This is a genomic window from Streptomyces viridosporus (assembly GCF_002078235.1).
Classification (GTDB): Bacteria; Actinomycetota; Actinomycetes; order Streptomycetales; family Streptomycetaceae; genus Streptomyces; species Streptomyces viridosporus.
Map to the genome: position 1 here is coordinate 1 of NZ_MSGP01000510.1, position 19901 is coordinate 19901.

Sequence of the window (19901 nt, forward strand, 5' to 3'; positions counted from 1 at the left end):
TCCGGGGCCGTGCCCCCGCCGTCCGGGGCCGTGCCTCCGGACCCCGCCTCGTACGGCCCGCCGTACCGCCCCTCTCCTCACCCCGATTCCCCGGAAGGACAGATGTGAGCATGAATTACGTGGAGAACCCCGAGCAGCGCGGTTGGATGATCTCCGAGGTCACCGCGGTGCCCGGCGTACGGCTGGCGATCGTCTTCAGTTCCGACGGTCTGCTGCTGGCCAACTCCGAGGGCGTGGACCGTGACCTGGCCGACCGGCTGTCGGCGAGCTGTTCGGGTCTTCAGTCGCTCGGCCGTGGTCTCGGGCGGGAGTTCGGTGAGGACGGCGGCGCCGTGCACCAGCAGATGGTGGAGTTCAACGGGGGCTTCCTGTTCATGCGCAGTGCCAGCGGCGCGCACCTCGCCGTGGTGACGGGGCCGGTGGTCGACCCCAAGCTCGTCGCGCGGCAGATGCAGGCGCAGGTGATGAAGATCGGCGCGCGCAACCTCAGCAGCCCGCCGCGCCAGGGCTCCGCGTGAGCGGGTCGGGAGCGGGCTTCACGAACGGCGCATTACGCCCGTACGTGATCACCAAGGGTCGCTCCCGGCCCTCCCGCAACACCATCGGCGTCGAAACACTCCTGGTCGCGGCCGACCCCCCGCGGGCCCTCCCCCTCTCCGCCACCAGGGAGGAGATCGCCCTCGTACGGATGTGCTCGCAGCTCCTGTCGCTGGTGGAGGCCGCCGCCCATCTCCAACTGCCCGTCAGTCTGGTGAAGGTGCTGGCGTCCGACCTCGTCGACAGTGGGCACCTGACCGCGCGCTCCGGTGTTCCACGGGCCGCACAGCCCGACAAGCAACTGCTACAGGAGGTACTGGATGGTCTCCGTCGGCTCCGCTGACCGTTATTTGCCCGACACGGTGCAGCAGGCCGTCAAGATCCTCGTCGTGGGCGCGTTCGGCGTGGGCAAGACGACGCTCGTCGGGTCCGTCAGCGAGATCGAACCGCTGCGCACCGAGGAGGTCATGACGGAAGCGAGCGTGGGCGTCGACGAACTGGCCGGTCTGGAAGGCAAGACGACCACCACCGTCGCCATGGACTTCGGCCGGGTCACGCTCAGCTCCCGGCTGGTCATGTACTTGTTCGGAACCCCGGGGCAGCGGCGGTTCTGGGACCTGTGGGAGGGGTTGGCCGAGGGCGCGCTGGGGGTGCTCGTGCTGATCGACACCCGCCGGCTGGAGGACAGCTTCGACGTCCTGGAGCAACTGGAGATCCGGGGGCTTCCGTTCGCGGTGGCGATCAACCAGTTCCCGGACAGCGAGCTGTACTCCGAGGAGGAGCTGCGCGGCGCGCTCGATCTGCTGCCGGAGACACCCATCGTGACCTGCGACGCCCGCCAGCGGACCTCATCGGTCGACGCCCTGATCACCCTGGTGCAGCACGTGTCGGGCATGGGTGCGGCGCGGGCCGCGGGGGCCGCCTCGTGAGCATGCCGCCGCCGCCGGGGTGCCCGGCGCACGCACACCACGGCACCGGTCCGGTTCCGCTCGCCGCCGTGGTCGGGTCCCCCGATCCGCGTGCGGTGTACCGCGAGCTCCGCGAGAAGTGGGGCAGCGTCGCGCAGGTCGAGCTGGAGCCGGGTGTCCCCGCCTGGCTGGTGATGGGGTACCGGGAGATGCTGACCATCACCCGGCAGGAGCAGCTGTACTCCCGCGACGCCCGCAACTGGCGCGACCTCAACGAGGGGGTCGTCCCGCCGCATTCGGGGCTCCTGCCGATGATGGGCTGGCGTGCCAACGTCATCGGGGCCGACGGCCCCGAGCACCGGCGCCTGCGCAAGCCCCTCGACGACGGCATCGCGCGGATGGACCAGCGCAGGGTACGGCGTGAGGTGGAGGCGCTGTGCACGGACCTGATCGCGGCGTTCTCCGAGCGCGGCAGCGCCGACCTGGTCAACGAGTACGCCACGATCGTCCCGATGCTCTCCCTCGCCTCGCTGTTCGGCCTGGACACCGAGGAGGGCCGCGAGCTGCTCGACGCGCTCATCGCCCTGTTCGGCAGCGCGGACAACTCCCAGGCGGGCAACCGCACCTTCGAGCAGATCCTTCTCGACACGGTGCGCGAGCGTCGGCGGAACCCGGCCGACGACATGACGACGGTCTTCATCAACCACCCGAATCTGCGCAACGAGGCGGAGCGGCTGCAGTCGATCGTCGTGATGATCTCCGCGGGCAACGAGACGGTCACGGCGTGGATCTCCCACACCCTCCGTCTCATGCTCACGGATGCGCGGTTCGCCGCCCGGCTGCACGGCGGGCAACTCGGCGTGGACGACGCCCTCGACGAGGCACTGTGGCGCGATCCGCCCATGAACAACATGCCCGCCCGGTACGCGCTGCACGACACCGAGCTGGGAGGCCGGCCCATCCGCCGCGGCGACTGCCTCATCCTCGGGCTCGCCGCCGCGAACGACGATCCGGAGGTCCGGCAGGACGGTCCGGACGACGGGTGGGGCAACCGCTCGCACCTGGCCTTCTCCGCGGGCCCGCACATGTGTCCCGCGCAGGTGCCCGCACGGCTGATCACCCGTACCGCGGTGCAGACCGCTCTGCACCTGCTGCCGGACATGAGACTCGCCGTTCCCGCGGACGAGCTGACCTGGCGCCCCTCCCCCTGGACCAGGGTGCCGGTGGCCCTGCCCACGGTGTTCTCCGCAGCCCGCGTACCGGCCCGCGTGCCCACCGGCGCGGGGTCGTGAATCCCGAACCCCCGCATCCGAAAAGACCCCCGCACGGCGGCGGGTCCTGAGACAAGGAGCAGCCCAGCATGACGTCGTCCACGAACTCCTCCGCCGAGGGGCACGTACCCGTCATCACCCTGGATCCGCACGGAAAGGACCACCACGGCGAGGCCGCCAAGCTCCGCGAGCTGGGCCCCGTGGTCCGGGTCCGGCTGCCCGGGGAGGTGATGGCCTGGTCGGTGACCGACCACGTCCTGCTGAACGACCTGGTCACCGACGCTCGTTTCAGCAAGGACTGGCGCAACTGGAACGCCATCATCCGGGGTGAGATAGCGGACGGCTGGCCGCTCATCGGCATGGTGAAGGTCACCAACATGGTGACCGCGGACGGCCAGGAGCACCGCCGCCTGCGCAAACTCGTCACCCAGACGTTCACCCCGCGCCGGGTGCAGGAGCTGCGCCCCCGCATCGAGCAGATCGTGGGGCAGTTGCTGGACGACCTGCCGTCGCACGCCGCGGCCGACGGCAGCGTCGACCTCCGCCGGCACTTCGCGCACCCCGTGCCCATGCAGGTCATCTGCGAACTGTTCGGGGTGCCGGCCGACGAGCGTCCTCGTCTGCAGGAGCTGATGGACAACATCTTCCGCTCCGATCTGCGGCCCGAGGAGGTCCAGGCGAGCCAGATCGAGCAGTACGAGCTGCTGGCGCGGGTGGTCGAGGGCCGCAGGCGCGAGCCGGGCGACGACCTCACCAGCGCGCTGATCGCGGCCCGTGCCGCCGACCCGGACGCGCTGAGCGAGGAGGAGCTGGTCGGCACGCTGCTGCTCATGCTCTCGGCGGGGCAGGAAACCACGCTGAGCCTGATCACCAATGCGGTCCGCGCGCTGCTGACCCATCCCGACCAGCAGGAGATCGCCGTACGGGGGGACGCGGACACCTGGGCGAAGGTGGTGGAGGAGACGCTGCGCTGGGACGCTCCGATCGGCAACTTCCCGTTCCGCTACCCCCTGGAGGACGTCGAGATCGCCGGCGTGCGTATCCCGAAGGGCGAGGCGATCATGGCCCCGTTCAGCGCCGTCGGACGGGACACGGCCCAGCACGGCGAGGACGCCGACCGCTTCGACATCACCCGGGAGCAGCGCAGGCACCTGGCCTTCAGCAACGGCCCGCACTTCTGCCTCGGCGCACCACTGGCGCGCCTGGAGGCGGCAGTGGCCCTTCCCGCGGTGTTCGAGCGGTACCCGGATCTGTCGCTGGCCGTCGATCCGGACGACCTCGTGCCGGTGCCGTCCCTGTTCTCGAACAGTTCCTCGACGCTGCCGGTGCGGCTCGGGAACTGAGCCGCTGTGCGGCCCGGCGGACGGGGGGTTCCGCCGGGCCGCCCGAGCGGGCACGGGGCCGGCGGGCGCGGGTGAGGTCAGTGCTTGCCGGTGGGCGCGGCGTCGGTCTCCGCGTCCGGGTGCTCCGGTTCGTCGGCCGTGAAGTCCCGGTCGAACGGCGGGGCCTGGTCCGTCCACCGCATCGCCGTGAAGGTGATGTAGCCGGTGAGCTCCCCCGGCCGGTGTCCGTCGCGGGCCGAGGTCGCGTACGACTCCTCCGAGAGCGGCAGTCCGGTCTCCTTGTCGAAGATCAGGCGGCGCTCGTTCTGCGCTCCGGGCCGCAGGCTCCTGATCTCCACGGCGTACCCCGGGCGCCCGGACCGGTCGGTGACCTCACCGATGTCCCGCACGCCCGGCAGCGAGGCGCGCACCCGGTAGGCCGCGGCCCGCAACCGCGGGGAGACCGGCAGCTCGACGGCGAGGTTCTCGGCCGTGTCGCCGAGCAGCGCCTGCAGGATGTGCTCCGGCGCGTTGTACTGCTCGTCGACGATCTGCTCCAGCCGCTCGCGCAGCCGCTCCGGGTCGGTGGGCAGCGACTGCAGTTCCGTCAGGTCGATCTCCGCCCCGGCCGAGACCGTGTCCGCGACGCCTCCGGGGGCGTCGCCCGCGAGCTCGCCCTTGCCGTCCCAGGTGACGATCTCCGGTTGGGGACCGGGGGACGTGTCGTCGCGCCCGTGCCGGTTCCCGTCGCGCCGGGCCTCGTCGTAGTCCGTCAGGTCCCACTTCTTCGGCGAGCCGTCGGCGCGCCAGGCCTTCTCGTCGGCCGGGGTGGCGGGCCGGGCCCCGGCGTCGACGTGCAGCGTCCAACGCCGGTCGCGCTTGCCGGTTCCCTTCGTCAGCCATGTCCTGGTCTCGTGCCGGACGTCGAGCCTGTAGTCCTTGCCCGGGACCTTCAGCAGTGATCCCGTGCGCACCTCCTGGTACCAGTACGCACCCGACGTCGCCGCCGTCCTCTCGACGTCGGAGGCGGCCGCGAGCAGGATGCGGGACTCGGAGAAGGCGGTGGCGGGCGCGCCCGTCCCGGGCCGCGGCCCGCTGCCGGGCGGCCCGACGACGGTGACGACCAAAGCCGCGGCGGTCGCGGCCGCCGCGCCGGCCAGGGCCACGCTCCACGCCGGCCGCACGCCGACGCGGATCCTCCCCCGTCTCACCGGCGCCGCCTGCGGCTCCTCGGACCGCCGCATGACATCCTGCAGCTCGGTCCGCCGGACCTCGGGGTCGACCGGCCCGCCGGGGTCGAGGTGTCCGGGACGGGCGTCGGCCAGCCGACGCATCAGGTCGTCGTGCTTCATCACGCTTCCTCTCCTGCCGTGCTAACCCGGGGGCGGACACGAGGGCTTACCGGCGACACCTCGTCCCGTACCGCCACCGCCCTGGCCAGCCGGCGGCGCGCACGATGGAGCCGCACGCGCAGGGTGGCGGCCGTGCAGCCGACGACGTGGGCGGCCTCGCGAGGGGTGAGTCCCTGCCACGCGGCCAGGATCAGCACCTCGCGGTCGTCGTCGCCCAGGGACGCCAGGGCATTCCGGAGCGCGATCCGGTCGGCGACGTCGTCGGCGATGTCGCCCTCGACCGTGTCCGTCCACTCCCGCAGTTCGGCGGCCAGCGAGGCACGCCGGACCTCGGCGCGTCCGGTGTCGCGCAGGACGTTGCGGGCCACGCCGAGCAGCCACGGCAGCGGCGGCTGGGGTATGTCGCCGATACGGCGCCAGGCCACGGTGAAGGTCTCGCTCACCACCTCGTCCGCCACCTGCCGCCCCGCGCGGCTGACCGCGTACGCCCAGACGCGTTGTCGGCAGGTGTCGTACATCGCGGTGAAGCGTGCCGCATCATCGGACACGGCGTGCACCTCCGTCCTCCAGGTTCATCTGTCACCGGGAAGTGGTGTGCGCCGCCCGATCGTTACAGCATGATCCGGAAGATTCCGCGGGTCCCCGAAGGGGTCCACGCCATGGGGAGTCACGCGGACACCGCCCGGACGGAGGGCGGCACCCGACGGTGGGGGCGGCGGCCGTGTCGGCCGCCGCCCTCGCCGTCAGGGGTTCTCGATGGTGATGAAGGGGTCCCATTGGAAGTACCCCTTCAATTGCCGGTGCCGGTCCAGGATCTGGAAGGAGAAGTGGTACACGACCTTCCCGGCCCTTTTGACGGTCGTCCGCCAGTAATGGTCCTGGTAGTTCTGCGTCACGAATTCCGGCCTGCCTTCGGCCCCCTCCCGCGGCATCGGGTAGATGCCGTCGATCACCTCGATCTCCGGCGTCCTGATGAGGACGTGGCTGCTGTCGCTGCTCACGTACTTGTACAGCAGGGCCTTGTAGTCGCTGCTGAGCGACAGGGTCGTCTCCCGCCACCTGATGCTGTCCCCGGGTTCGGCCCGGAGGTTCAACTCGGCCCCCGACGTGCCGATGATGTGGTCCTGACGGGTCGTCATGTAGATCAGGCGGTGGTCGACGTACGTCGGCGCGTCGGGGTTCCTCGACGCGTTGGGGTTCTGCTCGACGATCGTGGCCGCGTCGAACGCGATCAGTACGTTGAGATCAGCCATTTCCCGCTCCTTCGAACACGAGGATCGCCTGGGACGCGCCGCCTCGGCGCGCCCTTTTTCCCTCTCACCTCTCCGGCCCGTCAGGCCGTCGCGGTGGGCTTCGGCACCTTGTACGCCATCGCTCGCGGGTAGTCGTGCCGGCTCAGGCGGACGCGGACCAGCAGCGGTCCGGCGTTGACCGGGTCGGCCGGGTCGGCGAGGCGGGCCAGCAGGGCGTCCATCTCGGAGGTGTCCGCGACGACGACCCCGTTCGCCGGGGTGTTCTCGCCGGCGAAGACGGCCGCGAGGCGGTCGTAGTGCCACGGGTGGAGGACGTTGTAGAAGTCCGGGCCGGCCGGGTCGGTGAAGCCGTCCTGGCCGGTGGAGCCGTCCGAGCCGGTGGAGCCGTCCGGGCCGGTGGAGCCGTCCGAACCGGTGGGATCCGGCCCGGTGTAGTAGGACGGGCGGACCAGCATCTGCTCGATGCCGTAGAAGTGCCCGTTGTCCATGACGAACACCACCGACCGCAGCCCGAGCCGGGTGTGGGTGGAGACCTCCTGGCAGGTCTCCTGGAAGGCGCCGTCTCCGACGAACACCATCGGGCGGGCGGGCGTGCGCTTGGGGGCGAGCGCGGCGCCGGTGGCCGCGCCGACCGACCAGCCGATGGACAACCAGCTGACCTGCGACAGGAACCCGCCCTCGGGCAGGGACAGGTTCATCGAGCCGATGAGGGAGAAGGCGGCGTCGGAGACGACCGTCCAGTCCTCCCGGGTCTCGTGGCCCAGGAAGTGGTTGATCCGGTCGAACACGCCGTCGTAGGTGAGCCGTTCGACGCCCCGGGACGAGCCCGGGACGTGGAGCGAGGCTCGGTGGTGCTCCAGGCCGGCGGGGCGGTGCCCGGGTGCGCCGTGGTGGTCGTGGGCCTCGGCGTAGTAGTCGGCGGCCAGCCCTCCGGAGCCGTAGGCCTTCACCAGCGCGTCCTGGAGGGCGGGCAGCAGTTGTTCGAGCCGGACGTCGGGGAAGTAGGAGGTGCCGACGCTGACGCCGCCGTTCGCGGCCATCACCCAGTCGCCGCCGACGCACTGCTCGCCGCCGAGGTTCTTCGAGGTGGACCAGGCGCCGAGCCCGATCCGGCAGGTGGCCCAGTCCTTGAAGACCCAGTGCACGTCCGGGTGGCTGGCGTGGCCGTTGTAGACGCCGTGGAACTGCGGCTGGTCCTCGTCGACGACGGCCTTGGCGCCGACGGTGGTGCAGAACGGCACCCCGGTGGCCTCCACCAGGTCGGTGAGCCGCCCGCCGAGGCGGAACCGGTCGATCTCCTCGCCGGCCCACACGATCGGGCGGGGCCTGCCGTCCGGGCCGGGGTGCTCCTCGATCAGGGTGAGGATCGCGTTCACGGCGTTGTCCAGCATGGTCTGGTGGCGTGCGCCGAACGGCCGCTCGCGGCGGAGGATCGGCCCGTCGGGCCCGGCGCAGGGCTCGTCCCACAGGTCCTCCATGACCTCCAGGTAGACCGGCCCGTGCTCGGAGAGGCAGGCGGTGAGCGCGGCGTCGATCTGGCCGGGGGCGCGGCCCGGGTGGGAGATGGCCTGGGCGTCCACGGTGACCTGCCGGTAGGCGTCCAGGTTGCTCTCCGGGCGGGGGCTCATGTGTGAGGTGAGCATGCCGAGGGCGCGGTAGTTCTGCCACTGCTCGTAGGGTGGGGAGGCGTTGATGGCGACGAGCGGAACCTGTTCGACGTAGGCGCCGCCGCAAGCGTTGAGCAGGTTGAACGCGCCGACGCCGTAGGTGACCGCGGCCGCGCCGACGCCGTGGATGCGGGCATAGGCGTCGGCGGCCTGGCCCGCGCCGCCCTCGGTGGGGGTGCCGACCCACTCGATGCCGCCCTCGGCCCGCAGGGCGGTCAGGAACGGACCGAGGTGGTTGCCGGGGACGCCGAACAAGTGGGTGATGCCCAGCTCGGCCAGGCGCAGGGCGAGGTAACGGGCGACCGTGCACCCGGGGACGATCGCGGTCACGGGCGCTCCTCCTCGCCGCCCGGGCCCGGCGTGGTCACCGGCGGGGCCTGGTGGACGGCGACGGCGGCGCGGACGGCGCTCTCCGGGGCGCCCCCGGTCCAGGCGTGCTCGAGGGAGGCGTGCTCGAGGGAGGTGTGCTTGCGGGTGGTGTGCTCGCCGGCGCAGTGCACGGGGCCTTCGGGCCGGGAGGCGTCCAGGTGGAAGCCGGCCATCCAGTGCGCGGTGCGAAGGGGTTCGCGGACAAGCTCGAGACAGGTCTGCCAGCGTGCACGGGTGGCCGAGTTTTCCCGTGGAATGTCGGTCATGGTTTTCGATCGTAGGGATGGGGAAACGGTTTTCCGATTTCCCCTGGAGGTAAAGTCCAAAAAACACCGACCGCACCGCTTGGCGAGAATTCGACTTTCTCGGGTTCCTCTCGACGGACGGTAGGTCCACCAGGGACGGGTGAGGAGAGAGAAACGAAGCCGAATCGATCATTCACTTGTGGAGTGCAGAAATACCGGCGCCTCCATGGTGGTGGTCTCGCCGTCCGGCCGGGCCGGAAAGGACGCCGGGACGGCGATTTTCCGCCCGGCCGTTCCGGGCCGCCGGGCGGATGGCGCACCCCTCGCGTCCGCCGGGGAGGGATCAGCGGTGCTCGGGGTTGTCCGCACCCGGGCGGCAGCCGGCGTCCCACTGCGAGCGCTGGTTGCCGTGGGCGGGGATGCCTCCGGCGCGCTTCAGCAGGGCGGCGAGGTGCATCAGGTTCCAGGTCATGAAGGCGGTGTTGCGGTTGGTGAAGTCGTTCTCCGGGCCGCCCGAGCCCGGGTCGAGGTACGACGGCCCGGGGCCGGCCGCGCCGATCCAACCGGCGTCCGCCTGGGGCGGGATCGTGTAGCCGAGGTGCTGGAGGCTGTAGAGGACGTTCATGGCGCAGTGCTTCACGCCGTCCTCGTTGCCGGTGATCAGACAGCCGCCGACGCGGCCGTAGTAGGCGTACTGCCCCTGGGGGTTGAGCAGTGAGGAGCAGGCGTAGAGACGCTCGATGACCTGCTTGGTGACGGAGCTGTTGTCGCCCAGCCAGATCGGGCCGGCGAGCACGAGGATGTCGGCGGCCATCACCTTCTCGTACAGCCCGGGCCAGGCGTCGGTGGCGAAGCCGTGCTCGGTCATGTCCGGGTAGACGCCGGGTGCGATGTCGTGGTCCACGGCGCGGATCAGGTCCGTGGTCACGCCGGCGGCGTCCATGACGGCCCGGCTCCTGTCGATCAGGCCCTGGGTGTGGCTGAGCTGCGGGGACGGTTTGAGGGTGCAGTTGACGTAGAGGGCGGTCAGGTCGTCGTAGCGGTACGGGGTGTCGGTGGGGGGTGAGGTCGTCATGGGGGGCAGCCTCTCGCACGCTTTCCGGTTCGCCCCGGTTCGACGCACCCGCGCCCGCCTCACCCGCACGCCTCACGGGGTCGTGGCGCGCGGGCGCGGTCCCGTGGTGCGGCGCCCGCGCGGACCTAGCGTGACCGTGTGCGCGTACTGGTCACCGGCGGTGCCGGGTTCATCGGGTCCCATGTCGTCGCCGCGCTCCGGGAGCGCGGACACGAGCCGCTCGTGTTCGACGTGCGGGAGGATCCCGGCGCCGACGTGCGGGACCCGGCGGCCGTCGGCCGCGCCCTGTCCGGTGTGGACGCCGTGTGCCACCAGGCCGCGATGGTCGGGCTCGGCGACGGGGTCGCCGACGCGGCGGAGTACGTCTCGCGCAACGACCTGGGCACTGCCGTGCTGCTCGCCGCCATGGCGGAGGCCGACGTCGGGCGCCTCGTGCTGGCCGGGTCGATGGTCGTCTACGGGGAGGGGCGGTACGCGTGCCCGCGGCACGGGGACGTACGGCCCGGGCCGCGGGCCGTCGCCGACCTCGACGCGGGCCGGTTCGAGCCCACCTGCCCGGTGTGCGGGGACGGCCTCTCCCCCGGCCGGGTCGGCGAGGACGCCCCGGTCGATCCCCGGAACGTGTACGCGGCGACCAAGCTCGCCCAGGAGCACCTGGTCGCCGCCTGGGCCCGCTGCACCGGCGGTTCGGCGGTGTCGCTGCGCTACCACAACGTGTACGGCCCCGGCATGCCCCGCGACACCCCGTACGCCGGTGTCGCCTCCTTCTTCCGCTCGGCGCTCGCCCGGGGCGAGGCACCGCGCGTGTTCGAGGACGGGCGGCAACTGCGGGACTTCGTGCACGTCCGGGACGTGGCGGCGGCCAACGCGGTGGCGCTGGAGGCGGAGGCCGCCCGGGGGGCGCTCACGGCGTACAACACCGGCAGCGGTGAACCGCACACCGTCGGCGAGATGGCACGGGCGCTGGCCGCCGCGTACGGCGGGCCCGAGCCGGTCGTCACCGGCGAGTACCGGCTCGGGGACGTACGGCACATCACCGCGGACTCGTCGCGGCTGCGGGCCGGGCTGGGCTGGAGGCCGGAGGTCGGTTTCGAGGAGGGCATGGCGGAGTTCGCGCGGGCCGGGATACGGGAGGCGTAGGACCGCGGTGGACCGGTGCGGTGGCGCCGTCCGCGCTCGAGGAACGACGGCGGGCGGCACCGGGTCGGGCGCGGCCGGGACGCGGGGATCCGTCGGCGGGCCGCGTCCCCCGGGGCCCGTACGGCTCCTGCCGCGCGCCTCCGGCCCGGCACCGCGCCCCACCGGTGCGCGCCCCGACCACCGCCTCCGGCCGTGGACGTCCGCGTTTCCCGAGGGGCGGGAGTCCGCTATGCCCGGTTCGCGCCCGTAGGGTGAGGCCGTGACAACGGCTCCTTCGGACGTCGACGTGGTGCTGCCCTGCCTGAACGAGGCCGAGGCCCTTCCCTGGGTGCTCGAACGGATCCCGCCGGGCTGGCGCGCGCTCGTCGTCGACAACGGTTCCACCGACGGCTCGGCCGAGGTCGCCCGCGCGTGCGGAGCGACCGTCGTGCACGAGCCGCGCCGGGGCTTCGGCGCCGCCTGCCACGCCGGGCTGACCGCCGCCACCGCCGACGTGGTGTGCTTCTGCGACGGCGACGCCTCCCTCGACCCGTCGCTCCTCGTCCCCTTCGTCCGTGAGGTCCGGGACGGCGAGGCCGACCTGGTGCTCGGCCGGCGGCGTCCGCGGGGCCGCGGCGCGTGGCCCGCGCACGCCCGCGCCGGCAACCTGGCGCTCGCGCGGATGCTGCGCCGCCGCACCGGGCTGTGCCTGCACGACCTCGGTCCCCTGCGCGCCACCCGCCGCGAGCCCCTGCTCGCCCTCGGCCTCACCGACCGGCGCAGCGGCTATCCGCTCCAGATGGTCGTCCGCGCGGCCGACGCCGGCTGGCGGATCGCCGAGCACGACGTGCCGTACCTGCCGCGCACCGGGTCCTCGAAGGTGACGGGCACCTGGCGCGGCACCTGGCAGACCGTACGGGACATGAGTCGCGTGTTGCGCGAACCCCCCGTGCACGGAGGAGGAACCGGCCGTTGACCACGCTCCTCGTCATCGCCAAGGAGCCGCGGCCGGGCCGGGTCAAGACCCGGCTCACCCCGCCGTTCACGCCCGGTCAGGCGGCTCAACTGGCCGAGGCGGCCCTCGCGGACACCCTGCACGCCGTGGCGGCCACGCCCGCCTCCCGACGCGTCCTCGTCCTCGACGGCACCCCCGGCCCCTGGCTGCCGCCCGGCTTCGACGTCGTACCGCAGTGCGCGGGCGGGCTGGACGAGCGGCTGGCGGACGCCTTCGCGCGCTGCGACGGCCCGGCCCTGCTCATCGGCATGGACACCCCGCAGGTGACGCCGGAGCTGCTCACCGTGGACTTCGCCGACTGCGACGCCCACCTCGGCCCGGCCGAGGACGGCGGCTTCTGGGCCCTCGGCCTGGCGCGCCCCGATCCCGGCCTGCTGCGGGGCGTCCCCATGTCCACCTCGGTCACGGGAGCGGCCCAACGGGACCGGCTCCTCACCGCCGGCCTGCGGGTGCGCGACCTGCCGTCCCTGCGCGACGTCGACACCGCCGCCGACGCCCACGCCGTCGCCGCCCTGGCTCCGCACGGCCGCTTCGCGGCACGGCTGGCCCGGTGCACGGCGGCCGCGGGCCCGGACGCACGGCCGGGCACGGGGGCCGGCCCGCCCCCGGCCGCACCCCGATGAGCACCCCGGCCGCCACCGCCCTCGCCCGGGCGACCGCCGGCGCCGGCCCTACGCCGCCGCCCTGCGCAGCCGCAGCGCCAGCAGCAGCGCCGAGCCGCCGAAGAGGACGGCGGTGATCAGCAGCCAGCGGGCGAGGAACACGTCCGCCGGCAGCCCGGTGCCGAGCCGGTAGCGCTGCTCCACCCTCCCGCCGATCAGCGGGAACCACACGAGGAGGAGCAGCCCGGAGAAGGCCGCCGGTACGCGCACGTACAGCGCCCCCACCCGGCGCCGGACCGCGCCGAGCCCCCGTACGGCCGCCCGGTCCGCGACCGTGTACAGGGGCAGCAGCACGAGGTCGTGTAGCAGCGCCACCCCCACGAACCACAGCGCCACGCCGAGCCAGTCGTCCGCGAGCAGTCGCACACCCGCGTAGGCGGCGAGCGCGAACGAGCAGGCGAGCAGCAGGAGTCGCAGGGGACTGCCGAGCGGAACGCGCACGAGCGGCGGAAGCATCACAGGTCTCCGAACGTCATCCGGGCCACCCACTTGGTGTTGAGCACACCGGGCGCGGCGGGCACGATGATCCGCGCCGGACGGCCGTGGTCGAGGGACAGCTCCTCGCCGTTGACGTACAGGGCGAGCAGGGAACGCGGGTCGGCCACCTGGTTGGCGCGCAGGGCGGCTTCCCGGAAGGCGCCGCTCCGCTGGAGGGACTCGACGAACACGTCCGGCGGGTCGTCGCCGTACCCGACGAGCGCCGCGAGGTCGCGCAGCCGCACCCCGCGCCACCACTGGTCCGACGTCGACCAGCCCTCCACGCAGGCGATGGGCAGTGCCGCGCTGTACTGGGGGAGCCGGAGCAGTTCGTCCCGGCGGAGGCGGACGGTGCCCGTGCGTCCCGTGACGACGAGCCGCCATACGTCCTCGCCCGTCTCCGCCGCGTCGATCCCGGCGTACGCGGCGGTCTTGTTGATCTGGAAACCGTTCGGGCCGCTGCCGGGATCGGCGCCGCCGTGCGGTGCGAGGAGGGCGGTGCGCCGCAGCGGACCGTCGAAGTTCTGCCCCACCGTGGTGGCGAACAGCAGCAGCGAGCCGCCCCCGACGAACCACAGGGCGCCCCGCCGGGAGACGGTCGGCTCGGCGGGGCGCGGGGACACCAGGTCGTTCCTCTCCTCCCGCGGGTGCCGCAGGGTGCGCAGCACCGTGGGCATCCTCAGCAGCACGTGGACGACGAACGCGGCGAAGAACACCCACGCTCCGTAGAAGTGCAGCGTGTAGAAGGAGCCGGGGAAGACGTAGTCGAGCTGGATGTTGAGCACACCGGTCACGAACTGGAACAGGGCGCCGCCCACCAGGAGCAGCAGCGAGACCCGCTCCAGGGCGTGCGCGAGCGAGCGGGCCGGCGGCAGCGCGAACAGCCTCGGCACCACCGACCACAGCTTGGCGAGCAGCACGGGGATCAGGGTGATGCCGAGGGTGACGTGGACGCCCTGGTTGAGCCGGTACAGCCAGTGCGGGTCCGTCGGCCAGGCGAAGAGGTAGAAGCCGAGGATCCCCTTGTCCGGTGTCTTGTCGTTCACCGGCGACAGGTCGGGGTTGTAGGCGGCGTACGAGACCAGGCCCGTCACGAACAGCACGGTGATGCCGACGAGCAGGACGAGGCCCAGCACCGAGGTGAACCAGGGGCCGCGCAGGGGGCTGCGCCAGAAGCCGGGCGAGGAGGGGGACCGTGGGGCGTCGGGGTCGCGCATGTCCCGACGGTAGGCCGGGACCACCCCGCGAAAGGGTGAGCGACCCCTGACGAAACGCTGACACCGGGCCCGAACGGCGGTCCGTGACCGGCCGCGCGGCCTAGCGTTCCGGTGTGATCCGCCCCCGGCCCTCCACCGAGCCCGGCGCCGCGCGCTCCGGCGTGCCCCGTGGCCCGAGCCGTGACCTGTGCGCGGCAGGGGCCGCCGTGCTGCTCGTGACGGCGGCCGTGCTGGTCGGCCGTCACATCCAGGGGACCAGCCGCACGCTGTTCGCCGACTGGCCGCCGCTGCTGGCGTCCTGGGAACCCCACCTCGGCCCCGGCACTCCGGCGGCCGTCCTGGTGGCGATCGCCACCGTGGCGTACGGCCCCGCCCTCGCGGCCCGCCTCCCCTGGCGGGCCCTGCTTCCCCTGACGTGGGGCACGGCCGTGGCGTGGACCTGCTCCCTCGCCCTGGTCGACGGCTGGCAGCGGGGCATCGCCGGCCGGCTCACCACCCGCCACGAGTACCTCCAGGTCATCGACCGCTTCCACGACATCCCGGCGGCGCTGCGGGGCTTCACCGGGCACATCCTGGTCGGTTCCCCCGATAATTGGCCCGCCCACATCGCCGGCCACCCGCCCGCGGCCACGCTCACCTTCGTCCTGCTCGACCGGATCGGACTGCGGGGCGGAGGCTGGGCCGGGATGTGGTGCATCACCGTCGGGGCGACGGCCTGCGTGGCCGTGCTGGTCACGGTCCGCGCCCTGGCCGACGAGCAACTCGCGCGGGGGGCGGCGCCCTTCCTCGTCCTGGCCCCGACCGCCGTGTGGATGGGCACCTCGGCCGACGCGTACTTCGCGGCGGTGGCCGCGTGGGCGGTGGCGCTGCTCGCCCTGGCGGTCACCGGACGGTCCCCGGGGTGGGCGGGGGCGTCCGGGCTGCTGTTCGGCCTGGCCTGCTACCTGTCGTACGGCCTCACGCTGGTCGCGCTGATCGCGGCGGCGGTCCTGGTGCTCGGCCGGCACGGGATCCGGGGGCGCCCCGCCCTGCTGGTGCCCCTGCTCGCGGGACTGGCGGTGGTCCCGACGGCGTTCACGCTCGCCGGGTTCAACTGGTGGGAGGCGTACCACCTGCTGGTCACCCGCTACTACCAGGGCGTGGGCGGCATCCGCCCCTACGGCTACTGGGTGTGGGCCAACCTCGCCTGCACGGTGCTCCTCACGGGCCTGGCGACGGCGGCGGGCCTGCGGCGGACCGGTGCGGTGCTCGTCCGACGCCGCGGCGCCGCGCTCCTCCACCCCGGGGCCGCCGCGGCCGACGTCCGTCTCGCGCTCCTCGTGTCCGCCGCCCTCCTCGCCCTGCTGGTCGCCGACCTGTCCGGCATGAGCAAGGCGGAGACGGAACGCATCTGGCTGCCCTTCGCGCTGTGGCTGCTCCCGGCGTGCGCGTTCCTCGCCCTCCCCCGGGCTTCCGGCTCCGCTCCCGCAGGGGGGATCCCCGTCCGTGCTTGGCTCACCGCCCAGGCCCTGCTCGCCCTGCTCCTCAACCACCTGCTGCTCACCGGGTGGTGACCACTCCCGGGGAGGCGGAAGCCCGCGGAAGCCCGAGGCCGTGACGATCGCCTGGCGATCGCCGTGACGGCCGGGGCGGCCTCGGCACCGGGGCCGAATCCGCCCCCACGGCGTGCTCCCCGAGCTCGCCCCGGCCGTCGGCGTCACCGCCGCCCTCGTGGTCGGGGGCGGCCGCCGCGCCTCGCGCCGGTTCCGGTCAACCGCGGCCCTTCGTGGGTTCCTCGCCGTGCTGATCGGTGACCGCGCGCTCCATGACGGCGTCGATGCCGTACAGCGTGTCGGTCGTGATGCCCCTGGCCTCGTCCTTGAGGTACGAGCGCGAACCGAGGTAGGCGAAAGTGTCCTTGTCGAAGATCCACTCGCTTCGTGTCGCGGAGGAGGCGTCCTCGCGGGTGATGCCGACGCCGTGACGGCCGGCGGCGTCGACGGCGTCGGGGATCTCCGTCACGCCGGGGATCCTCTCGGCCGCCTTGTAGAAAGCGGCGGCGTTGGCGGGCGGCATGATCGTCGTGCTCAGCAGGTCGCCGATCGTCCCGAACACGGCCTGGTGCTTCGACTCGCCCTCGCCCACCCTGGTCCGGGCGTAGAGCAGTTCCAGCAGGGCGTCGGGATCGGTGGGCAGCGAGGCCAGCCACTTGTACGTGGGGCGGTCGATGCCCACCGGGACGGGGTCGGCGGACTCGATGGGGAGCGTCCGACCGGGCATCACCGCGTCCTTCCCGGTCTCGCGGCCCCACCCGGTCCTGGCGACGGGGTCGGGGGTCTGCGCCGTCCAGACTTCCCGCTGGTGCAGGGCACCGAGCCGCACGGGTCCGTCGAACGTGCCGGTGTTCTCGCGGACCAGGCTCCTCACGTACACGAATTGATCGTCCCTCACCGGCGTCGCGTCGGTCTGCATGGCCGCGGCGGCGATCCGGTCGAGGGTGACGGACGCGCTGTTCCTCCCGGCGCTGTTCCTCCCGGCGGTGCTCCCCCCGTCGGTCGCGGTGACCGCTCCGTTCGCCGGGGCGGGGCCGTGGCCACCGTCGAAGAAGGTGACGGCGAGTGCCCCGGCCAGCGCCACCGACGCGACGGGCAGCACCAGGGCCGGGCGGGGCAGCCGGCGGCGGCGCGGGGCCGGCGACGACGGGGAGGAGCGGGCGTGGTCGCGGTCGATCTGCTGCATCAGGACTTCCTTGTGGTGGAGATGACGGCTCGGCGGGAGGTCCCACGCGGCGGGAGCCGCCAGCAACTCCTCGGCCCGGCTCCGGGGCGCGCCGGCGCGGGGCGGGTGGTCGGCGTTCATCGGGTTTCCTCCTGCAGGAACAGGGCCGCGAACGCGGCCTCACTCTCCACCTCTCCGCGAGCGCCCCGCGGTTCCGCCTCTCCGTGGCCGGTTCGACCGTCGCTGAGCCGGGCCAGACGCGCGCGGGCGCGCGACAGCCGCGAACGCACGGTGCCGACCGGGACGCCGAGGGCCTCGGCGGCCTGCCGGTAGTCCAGCCCGGCCGCCACGCACAGGGCGAGCACCTCGCGGTCCTTGCGCCGCAGTCGGCGCAGCGCGTCGTGGACCAGCGCGAGACGGCGGGCGTCGTCGATCCGGCCCGCCGTCTCGTCGGCGAAGTCCTCGACCGGGGGCGGGGGCGGGCAACGGGCCAGGAAGGAGAGCCGGCGGCGCAGCCCCCGGTTGGCGTTGTGCGCCTTGTGCGTGGCGATGCCGAGCAGCCAGGGCTTGAGCGAACCGCCCTCCGGCTCCACCGTCTCCCGGGTACGCCAGGCGGCGAGGAAGGTCTCGGACATGGCTTCCTCGGCCTCCGACCAGTTGCCGGTCAACCGCAGGGCATGGTGGTAGACCGCCCGCGCGTGCTGGTCGTACAGCTCGGCGAAAGCCGCACGGTCCCCTGCCCGTATCCGCGCACGCAACGACTCTGCTGGTTCTGTGTGCCTCACACTTCTTTGCTCTCTGCACGGGCAGGGGAGTTCCTGTGACACGCGCCATATCCGCCGGGGCGTGGTCGGCCGTCCGGTGCCGCACGGATCAGATCGGTTCCGGCTTCGGCTCCGGTTCCGGTTCCGGTTCCGTTCGTGGCTGTGGGTGTGGGCGTGGTTGTGGTTGCCGTGTCGGTGCGGCCTTCGGTTCCCACGCCGCGGTGGTCCGTACGTAGCCGTGGATCACGGAGGCCATCGCCAGCACGAGCAGGGGGCCGGCCACCCACGGGTGCTCGGCCATCTCCGACGGCAGGAAGCGGTAGGACAGCAACAGCGCGGCGAAGACCGTCGCCCCGTGAGCGACCAGCCGGATCCCCGACCGGTCCCAGCCCCGGTCGAACGTCCGCAGAGCCGCCTCGACCGTGAGCACGAACACCACGCCGGCGATGAGGTCCACGCCGTAGTGGTAGCCGAATCCCAGCGTCGCGGCGAGCGTGGCGATCAGCCAGAACGTTCCCGCGTACCGCAGGACGCGTGGGCCCTTCCGGGTGTGGAGGAAGATCGCGGCAGCCCACGCCGTGTGCAGGCTGGGCATGCAGTTCCGCGGGGTGATCCCGTCGAAGGGCATGGGGTGCGGGGTACCGAGCGGCGGTGGCGTCCGCGGCCACAGGTCGGCCACCGCCCAGTGCTCGCTGGACGGAATCTCCGGCGCCCACAGGCTGACCGCCGCCCAGTGCGCGGTGCCGGTGCCGTAGGCGAAGAGCGGTCCGACCACCGGGAAGATCATGTAGAAGGCCGGCCCGATGAGGCCGATCACCAGGAAGGTGCGCACCAGGTGGTGGCTCGGGAAGCGGCGCTCGGCCGCCACGCCGCGCAGTTGGTACAGCGCGACGACGACCGCGGCCACCGCGAGCTGACCGTAGACGACGTCGAGGACGTTGAAGCCGACGGAGCCGGTGGCCGTGACGACCCGGCCCACCAGCCACGACGGATTGCCCAGCGCGTGATCGGCTGTCGCCACGTACTGGTCGAGCACCTCCGGGCGGGTCTTCGATGTGATGAGCAGCCAGGTGTCGCCGGTCTTGCGACCGGCCACCAGCAGCAGGCCCAGTCCGACGCCCTTCAGCAGCAGGACACGTTCCCGGCCGGTGCGGCGGGTGACCGCGATGACCGCGTGGCCCAGGATCACCCACAACGCGCCGTTGCCGAAGGGGTGGCCGCCGGTCGTCTCGGCGTCCACCGCCCACCGGACCAGCGCGAAGACGATGTCGACACCGATGGCCGCACCCGCCGCGATGAACCGTTGCCGCCAGGTGAGGACCACCATCGTCAACGCCAGGGCGGCGTACAGCAGGCCGCCCGACTTGGGGGCGGCCACCATCTCCCGCACCTGGCTGGTGAGCGGCCCCGGCAGGCCGTGGCGCCGCGCGGCGAACTCCAGCGCGACGAGGAATCCGAGGGCCACGACACCCGCCGCGGCCCAGAGTCCCGCCCGTGTTCGACGCCCCACGGAGGACATGGTTCTTCGGTTTGTTCGCGGAGAGTCCCGCGGTGGTATGTATCTCAATTCCTGGCTGCTTTGTTAGTTTTTGTTCGTGTTGGGACGGGCTTTGCTCGTCACCTTCCGGTCGGAACCGCTTTCCCCCGCAAAGGGCTGCCCGTCGAAGCAAGACGGACAGATCACAGCCCGGGTTGCGGCGGATCCGTCGTCACGGGCGACGCCCGGGGGGACCCGCGGTGCAACAGCGGTGGCGGTGAGGTCAGGGGGTTCGTCCGGCGGACGTACGAGGACCACTACGGGCCGGCAGGGGCACAGGGCCGCCGGGTAAGGGGCGGCGGCCTCGTGGCGCCCGCTGCCGGGACAGGTCCGGTCGAGGTGGGCACAGGGGCGAAGCGGTCACTTCGCCCGTGATCCCGATGTGTCCCCCCAAGCCCCGAGACACCTCATTCC

Annotated in this window: 20 protein-coding genes; 9 read left to right on the plus strand and 11 right to left on the minus strand. The window is 72.8% G+C overall.

Annotated features, from left to right (window positions below; all coding sequences use genetic code 11):
* The first annotated feature begins 110 nt into the window (after positions 1-110).
* From B7L92_RS30710 to B7L92_RS30730, 5 genes are all read left to right on the plus strand, one after another.
* Entirely contained in the window at positions 111-518 is a 408-nt protein-coding gene (locus B7L92_RS30710) for a roadblock/LC7 domain-containing protein (RefSeq protein WP_026085021.1), read from the plus strand.
* Positions 515-880 carry a DUF742 domain-containing protein gene (locus B7L92_RS30715; RefSeq protein WP_081240605.1) on the plus strand — a complete coding sequence of 122 codons (366 nt, stop codon included), beginning with the start codon at positions 515-517 and terminating at the stop codon, positions 878-880. The genes B7L92_RS30710 and B7L92_RS30715 overlap by 4 nt, the downstream gene beginning before the upstream one ends.
* The gene (locus tag B7L92_RS30720) at positions 858-1466 is read left to right on the plus strand and encodes a GTP-binding protein (protein WP_081240606.1); all 609 of its coding nucleotides are present in this window, start codon (positions 858-860) and stop codon (positions 1464-1466) included. The genes B7L92_RS30715 and B7L92_RS30720 overlap by 23 nt, the downstream gene beginning before the upstream one ends.
* On the plus strand, positions 1463-2737 hold the full coding sequence (locus tag B7L92_RS30725) for a cytochrome P450 (protein ID WP_174704047.1): 1275 nt from the start codon (positions 1463-1465) through the stop codon (positions 2735-2737). Before B7L92_RS30720 ends, B7L92_RS30725 begins: the two co-directional genes overlap by 4 nt.
* A gap of 68 nt (positions 2738-2805) precedes the next feature.
* Positions 2806-4059 carry a cytochrome P450 family protein gene (locus B7L92_RS30730; protein ID WP_081240608.1) on the plus strand — a complete coding sequence of 418 codons (1254 nt, stop codon included), beginning with the start codon at positions 2806-2808 and terminating at the stop codon, positions 4057-4059.
* A gap of 77 nt (positions 4060-4136) precedes the next feature.
* Here B7L92_RS30730 and B7L92_RS30735 read toward each other — a convergent pair whose 3' ends face one another.
* The 6 genes from B7L92_RS30735 to B7L92_RS30760 form a co-directional block, all read right to left on the minus strand.
* Positions 4137-5390 carry a CU044_5270 family protein gene (locus B7L92_RS30735; RefSeq protein ID WP_170102261.1) on the minus strand — a complete coding sequence of 418 codons (1254 nt, stop codon included), beginning with the start codon at positions 5388-5390 and terminating at the stop codon, positions 4137-4139.
* Positions 5390-5938 (minus strand): RNA polymerase sigma factor, encoded by a 549-nt coding sequence (locus B7L92_RS30740; protein WP_081240620.1) that lies wholly within the window; start codon positions 5936-5938, stop codon positions 5390-5392. The genes B7L92_RS30735 and B7L92_RS30740 overlap by 1 nt, the downstream gene beginning before the upstream one ends.
* Positions 5939-6133: 195 nt before the next feature.
* Positions 6134-6643 carry an inclusion body family protein gene (locus tag B7L92_RS30745; protein ID WP_081240609.1) on the minus strand — a complete coding sequence of 170 codons (510 nt, stop codon included), beginning with the start codon at positions 6641-6643 and terminating at the stop codon, positions 6134-6136.
* An 80-nt stretch (positions 6644-6723) separates the two neighbouring features.
* Positions 6724-8640, minus strand: a complete 1917-nt coding sequence (locus B7L92_RS30750; protein ID WP_081240610.1) for a thiamine pyrophosphate-binding protein — start codon at positions 8638-8640, stop codon at positions 6724-6726.
* Positions 8637-8945 carry a hypothetical protein gene (locus B7L92_RS30755; protein WP_081240611.1) on the minus strand — a complete coding sequence of 103 codons (309 nt, stop codon included), beginning with the start codon at positions 8943-8945 and terminating at the stop codon, positions 8637-8639. Before B7L92_RS30755 ends, B7L92_RS30750 begins: the two co-directional genes overlap by 4 nt.
* Before the next feature lie 322 nt (positions 8946-9267).
* Positions 9268-9999, minus strand: a complete 732-nt coding sequence (locus B7L92_RS30760) for a flavodoxin family protein (protein WP_081240612.1) — start codon at positions 9997-9999, stop codon at positions 9268-9270.
* Positions 10000-10137: 138 nt separating this feature from the next.
* On the opposite strand from B7L92_RS30760, the gene B7L92_RS30765 reads away from it, so the two are divergent.
* The 3 genes from B7L92_RS30765 (at position 10138) to B7L92_RS30775 (ending at position 12756) form a co-directional block, all read left to right on the plus strand.
* Entirely contained in the window at positions 10138-11139 is a 1002-nt protein-coding gene (locus B7L92_RS30765; protein ID WP_081240613.1) for an NAD-dependent epimerase/dehydratase family protein, read from the plus strand.
* A 259-nt stretch (positions 11140-11398) separates the two neighbouring features.
* Positions 11399-12094, plus strand: coding sequence for a glycosyltransferase family 2 protein (locus B7L92_RS30770; protein WP_081240614.1), 696 nt, complete (start codon positions 11399-11401; stop codon positions 12092-12094).
* Positions 12091-12756 carry a TIGR04282 family arsenosugar biosynthesis glycosyltransferase gene (locus B7L92_RS30775; RefSeq protein ID WP_081240615.1) on the plus strand — a complete coding sequence of 222 codons (666 nt, stop codon included), beginning with the start codon at positions 12091-12093 and terminating at the stop codon, positions 12754-12756. The genes B7L92_RS30770 and B7L92_RS30775 overlap by 4 nt, the downstream gene beginning before the upstream one ends.
* Positions 12757-12804: 48 nt before the next feature.
* Here the strand turns inward: B7L92_RS30775 and B7L92_RS30780 are convergent, their stop codons facing one another.
* Both B7L92_RS30780 and B7L92_RS30785 read right to left on the minus strand, forming a co-directional pair.
* Positions 12805-13251, minus strand: a complete 447-nt coding sequence (locus B7L92_RS30780; protein ID WP_081240616.1) for a hypothetical protein — start codon at positions 13249-13251, stop codon at positions 12805-12807.
* Complete coding sequence (locus B7L92_RS30785; protein WP_081240617.1) at positions 13251-14489, minus strand: molybdopterin-dependent oxidoreductase; 1239 nt, start codon at positions 14487-14489, stop codon at positions 13251-13253. The genes B7L92_RS30780 and B7L92_RS30785 overlap by 1 nt, the downstream gene beginning before the upstream one ends.
* Before the next feature lie 161 nt (positions 14490-14650).
* On the opposite strand from B7L92_RS30785, the gene B7L92_RS30790 reads away from it, so the two are divergent.
* Positions 14651-16042, plus strand: coding sequence for a hypothetical protein (locus tag B7L92_RS30790; protein WP_081240621.1), 1392 nt, complete (start codon positions 14651-14653; stop codon positions 16040-16042).
* 196 nt (positions 16043-16238) lie between these two features.
* Here the strand turns inward: B7L92_RS30790 and B7L92_RS30795 are convergent, their stop codons facing one another.
* The 3 genes from B7L92_RS30795 to B7L92_RS30805 form a co-directional block, all read right to left on the minus strand.
* The gene (locus B7L92_RS30795; RefSeq protein ID WP_170102262.1) at positions 16239-17327 is read right to left on the minus strand and encodes a CU044_5270 family protein; all 1089 of its coding nucleotides are present in this window, start codon (positions 17325-17327) and stop codon (positions 16239-16241) included.
* Positions 17324-17944, minus strand: coding sequence for an RNA polymerase sigma factor (locus tag B7L92_RS30800; protein ID WP_081240618.1), 621 nt, complete (start codon positions 17942-17944; stop codon positions 17324-17326). The genes B7L92_RS30795 and B7L92_RS30800 overlap by 4 nt, the downstream gene beginning before the upstream one ends.
* Before the next feature lie 115 nt (positions 17945-18059).
* The gene (locus tag B7L92_RS30805) at positions 18060-19469 is read right to left on the minus strand and encodes a phosphatase PAP2 family protein (RefSeq protein ID WP_081240619.1); all 1410 of its coding nucleotides are present in this window, start codon (positions 19467-19469) and stop codon (positions 18060-18062) included.
* Between the last annotated feature and the right edge of the window lie 432 nt (positions 19470-19901).

What these genes read in the sequence shown, in the direction of transcription:
- B7L92_RS30710 (WP_026085021.1), top strand. Translation starts at nt 111, where the DNA reads ATGAATTACGTGGAGAACCCCGAGCAGCGCGGTTGGATGATCTCCGAG.
- B7L92_RS30745 (WP_081240609.1), bottom strand. Translation starts at nt 6,643, where the DNA reads ATGGCTGATCTCAACGTACTGATCGCGTTCGACGCGGCCACGATCGTC.
- B7L92_RS30805 (WP_081240619.1), bottom strand. Translation starts at nt 19,469, where the DNA reads ATGTCCTCCGTGGGGCGTCGAACACGGGCGGGACTCTGGGCCGCGGCG.
- B7L92_RS30780 (WP_081240616.1), bottom strand. Translation starts at nt 13,251, where the DNA reads ATGCTTCCGCCGCTCGTGCGCGTTCCGCTCGGCAGTCCCCTGCGACTC.
- B7L92_RS30795 (WP_170102262.1), bottom strand. Translation starts at nt 17,327, where the DNA reads ATGAACGCCGACCACCCGCCCCGCGCCGGCGCGCCCCGGAGCCGGGCC.
- B7L92_RS30760 (WP_081240612.1), bottom strand. Translation starts at nt 9,999, where the DNA reads ATGACGACCTCACCCCCCACCGACACCCCGTACCGCTACGACGACCTG.
- B7L92_RS30720 (WP_081240606.1), top strand. Translation starts at nt 858, where the DNA reads ATGGTCTCCGTCGGCTCCGCTGACCGTTATTTGCCCGACACGGTGCAG.
- B7L92_RS30785 (WP_081240617.1), bottom strand. Translation starts at nt 14,489, where the DNA reads ATGCGCGACCCCGACGCCCCACGGTCCCCCTCCTCGCCCGGCTTCTGG.
- B7L92_RS30755 (WP_081240611.1), bottom strand. Translation starts at nt 8,945, where the DNA reads ATGACCGACATTCCACGGGAAAACTCGGCCACCCGTGCACGCTGGCAG.
- B7L92_RS30730 (WP_081240608.1), top strand. Translation starts at nt 2,806, where the DNA reads ATGACGTCGTCCACGAACTCCTCCGCCGAGGGGCACGTACCCGTCATC.
- B7L92_RS30735 (WP_170102261.1), bottom strand. Translation starts at nt 5,390, where the DNA reads ATGAAGCACGACGACCTGATGCGTCGGCTGGCCGACGCCCGTCCCGGA.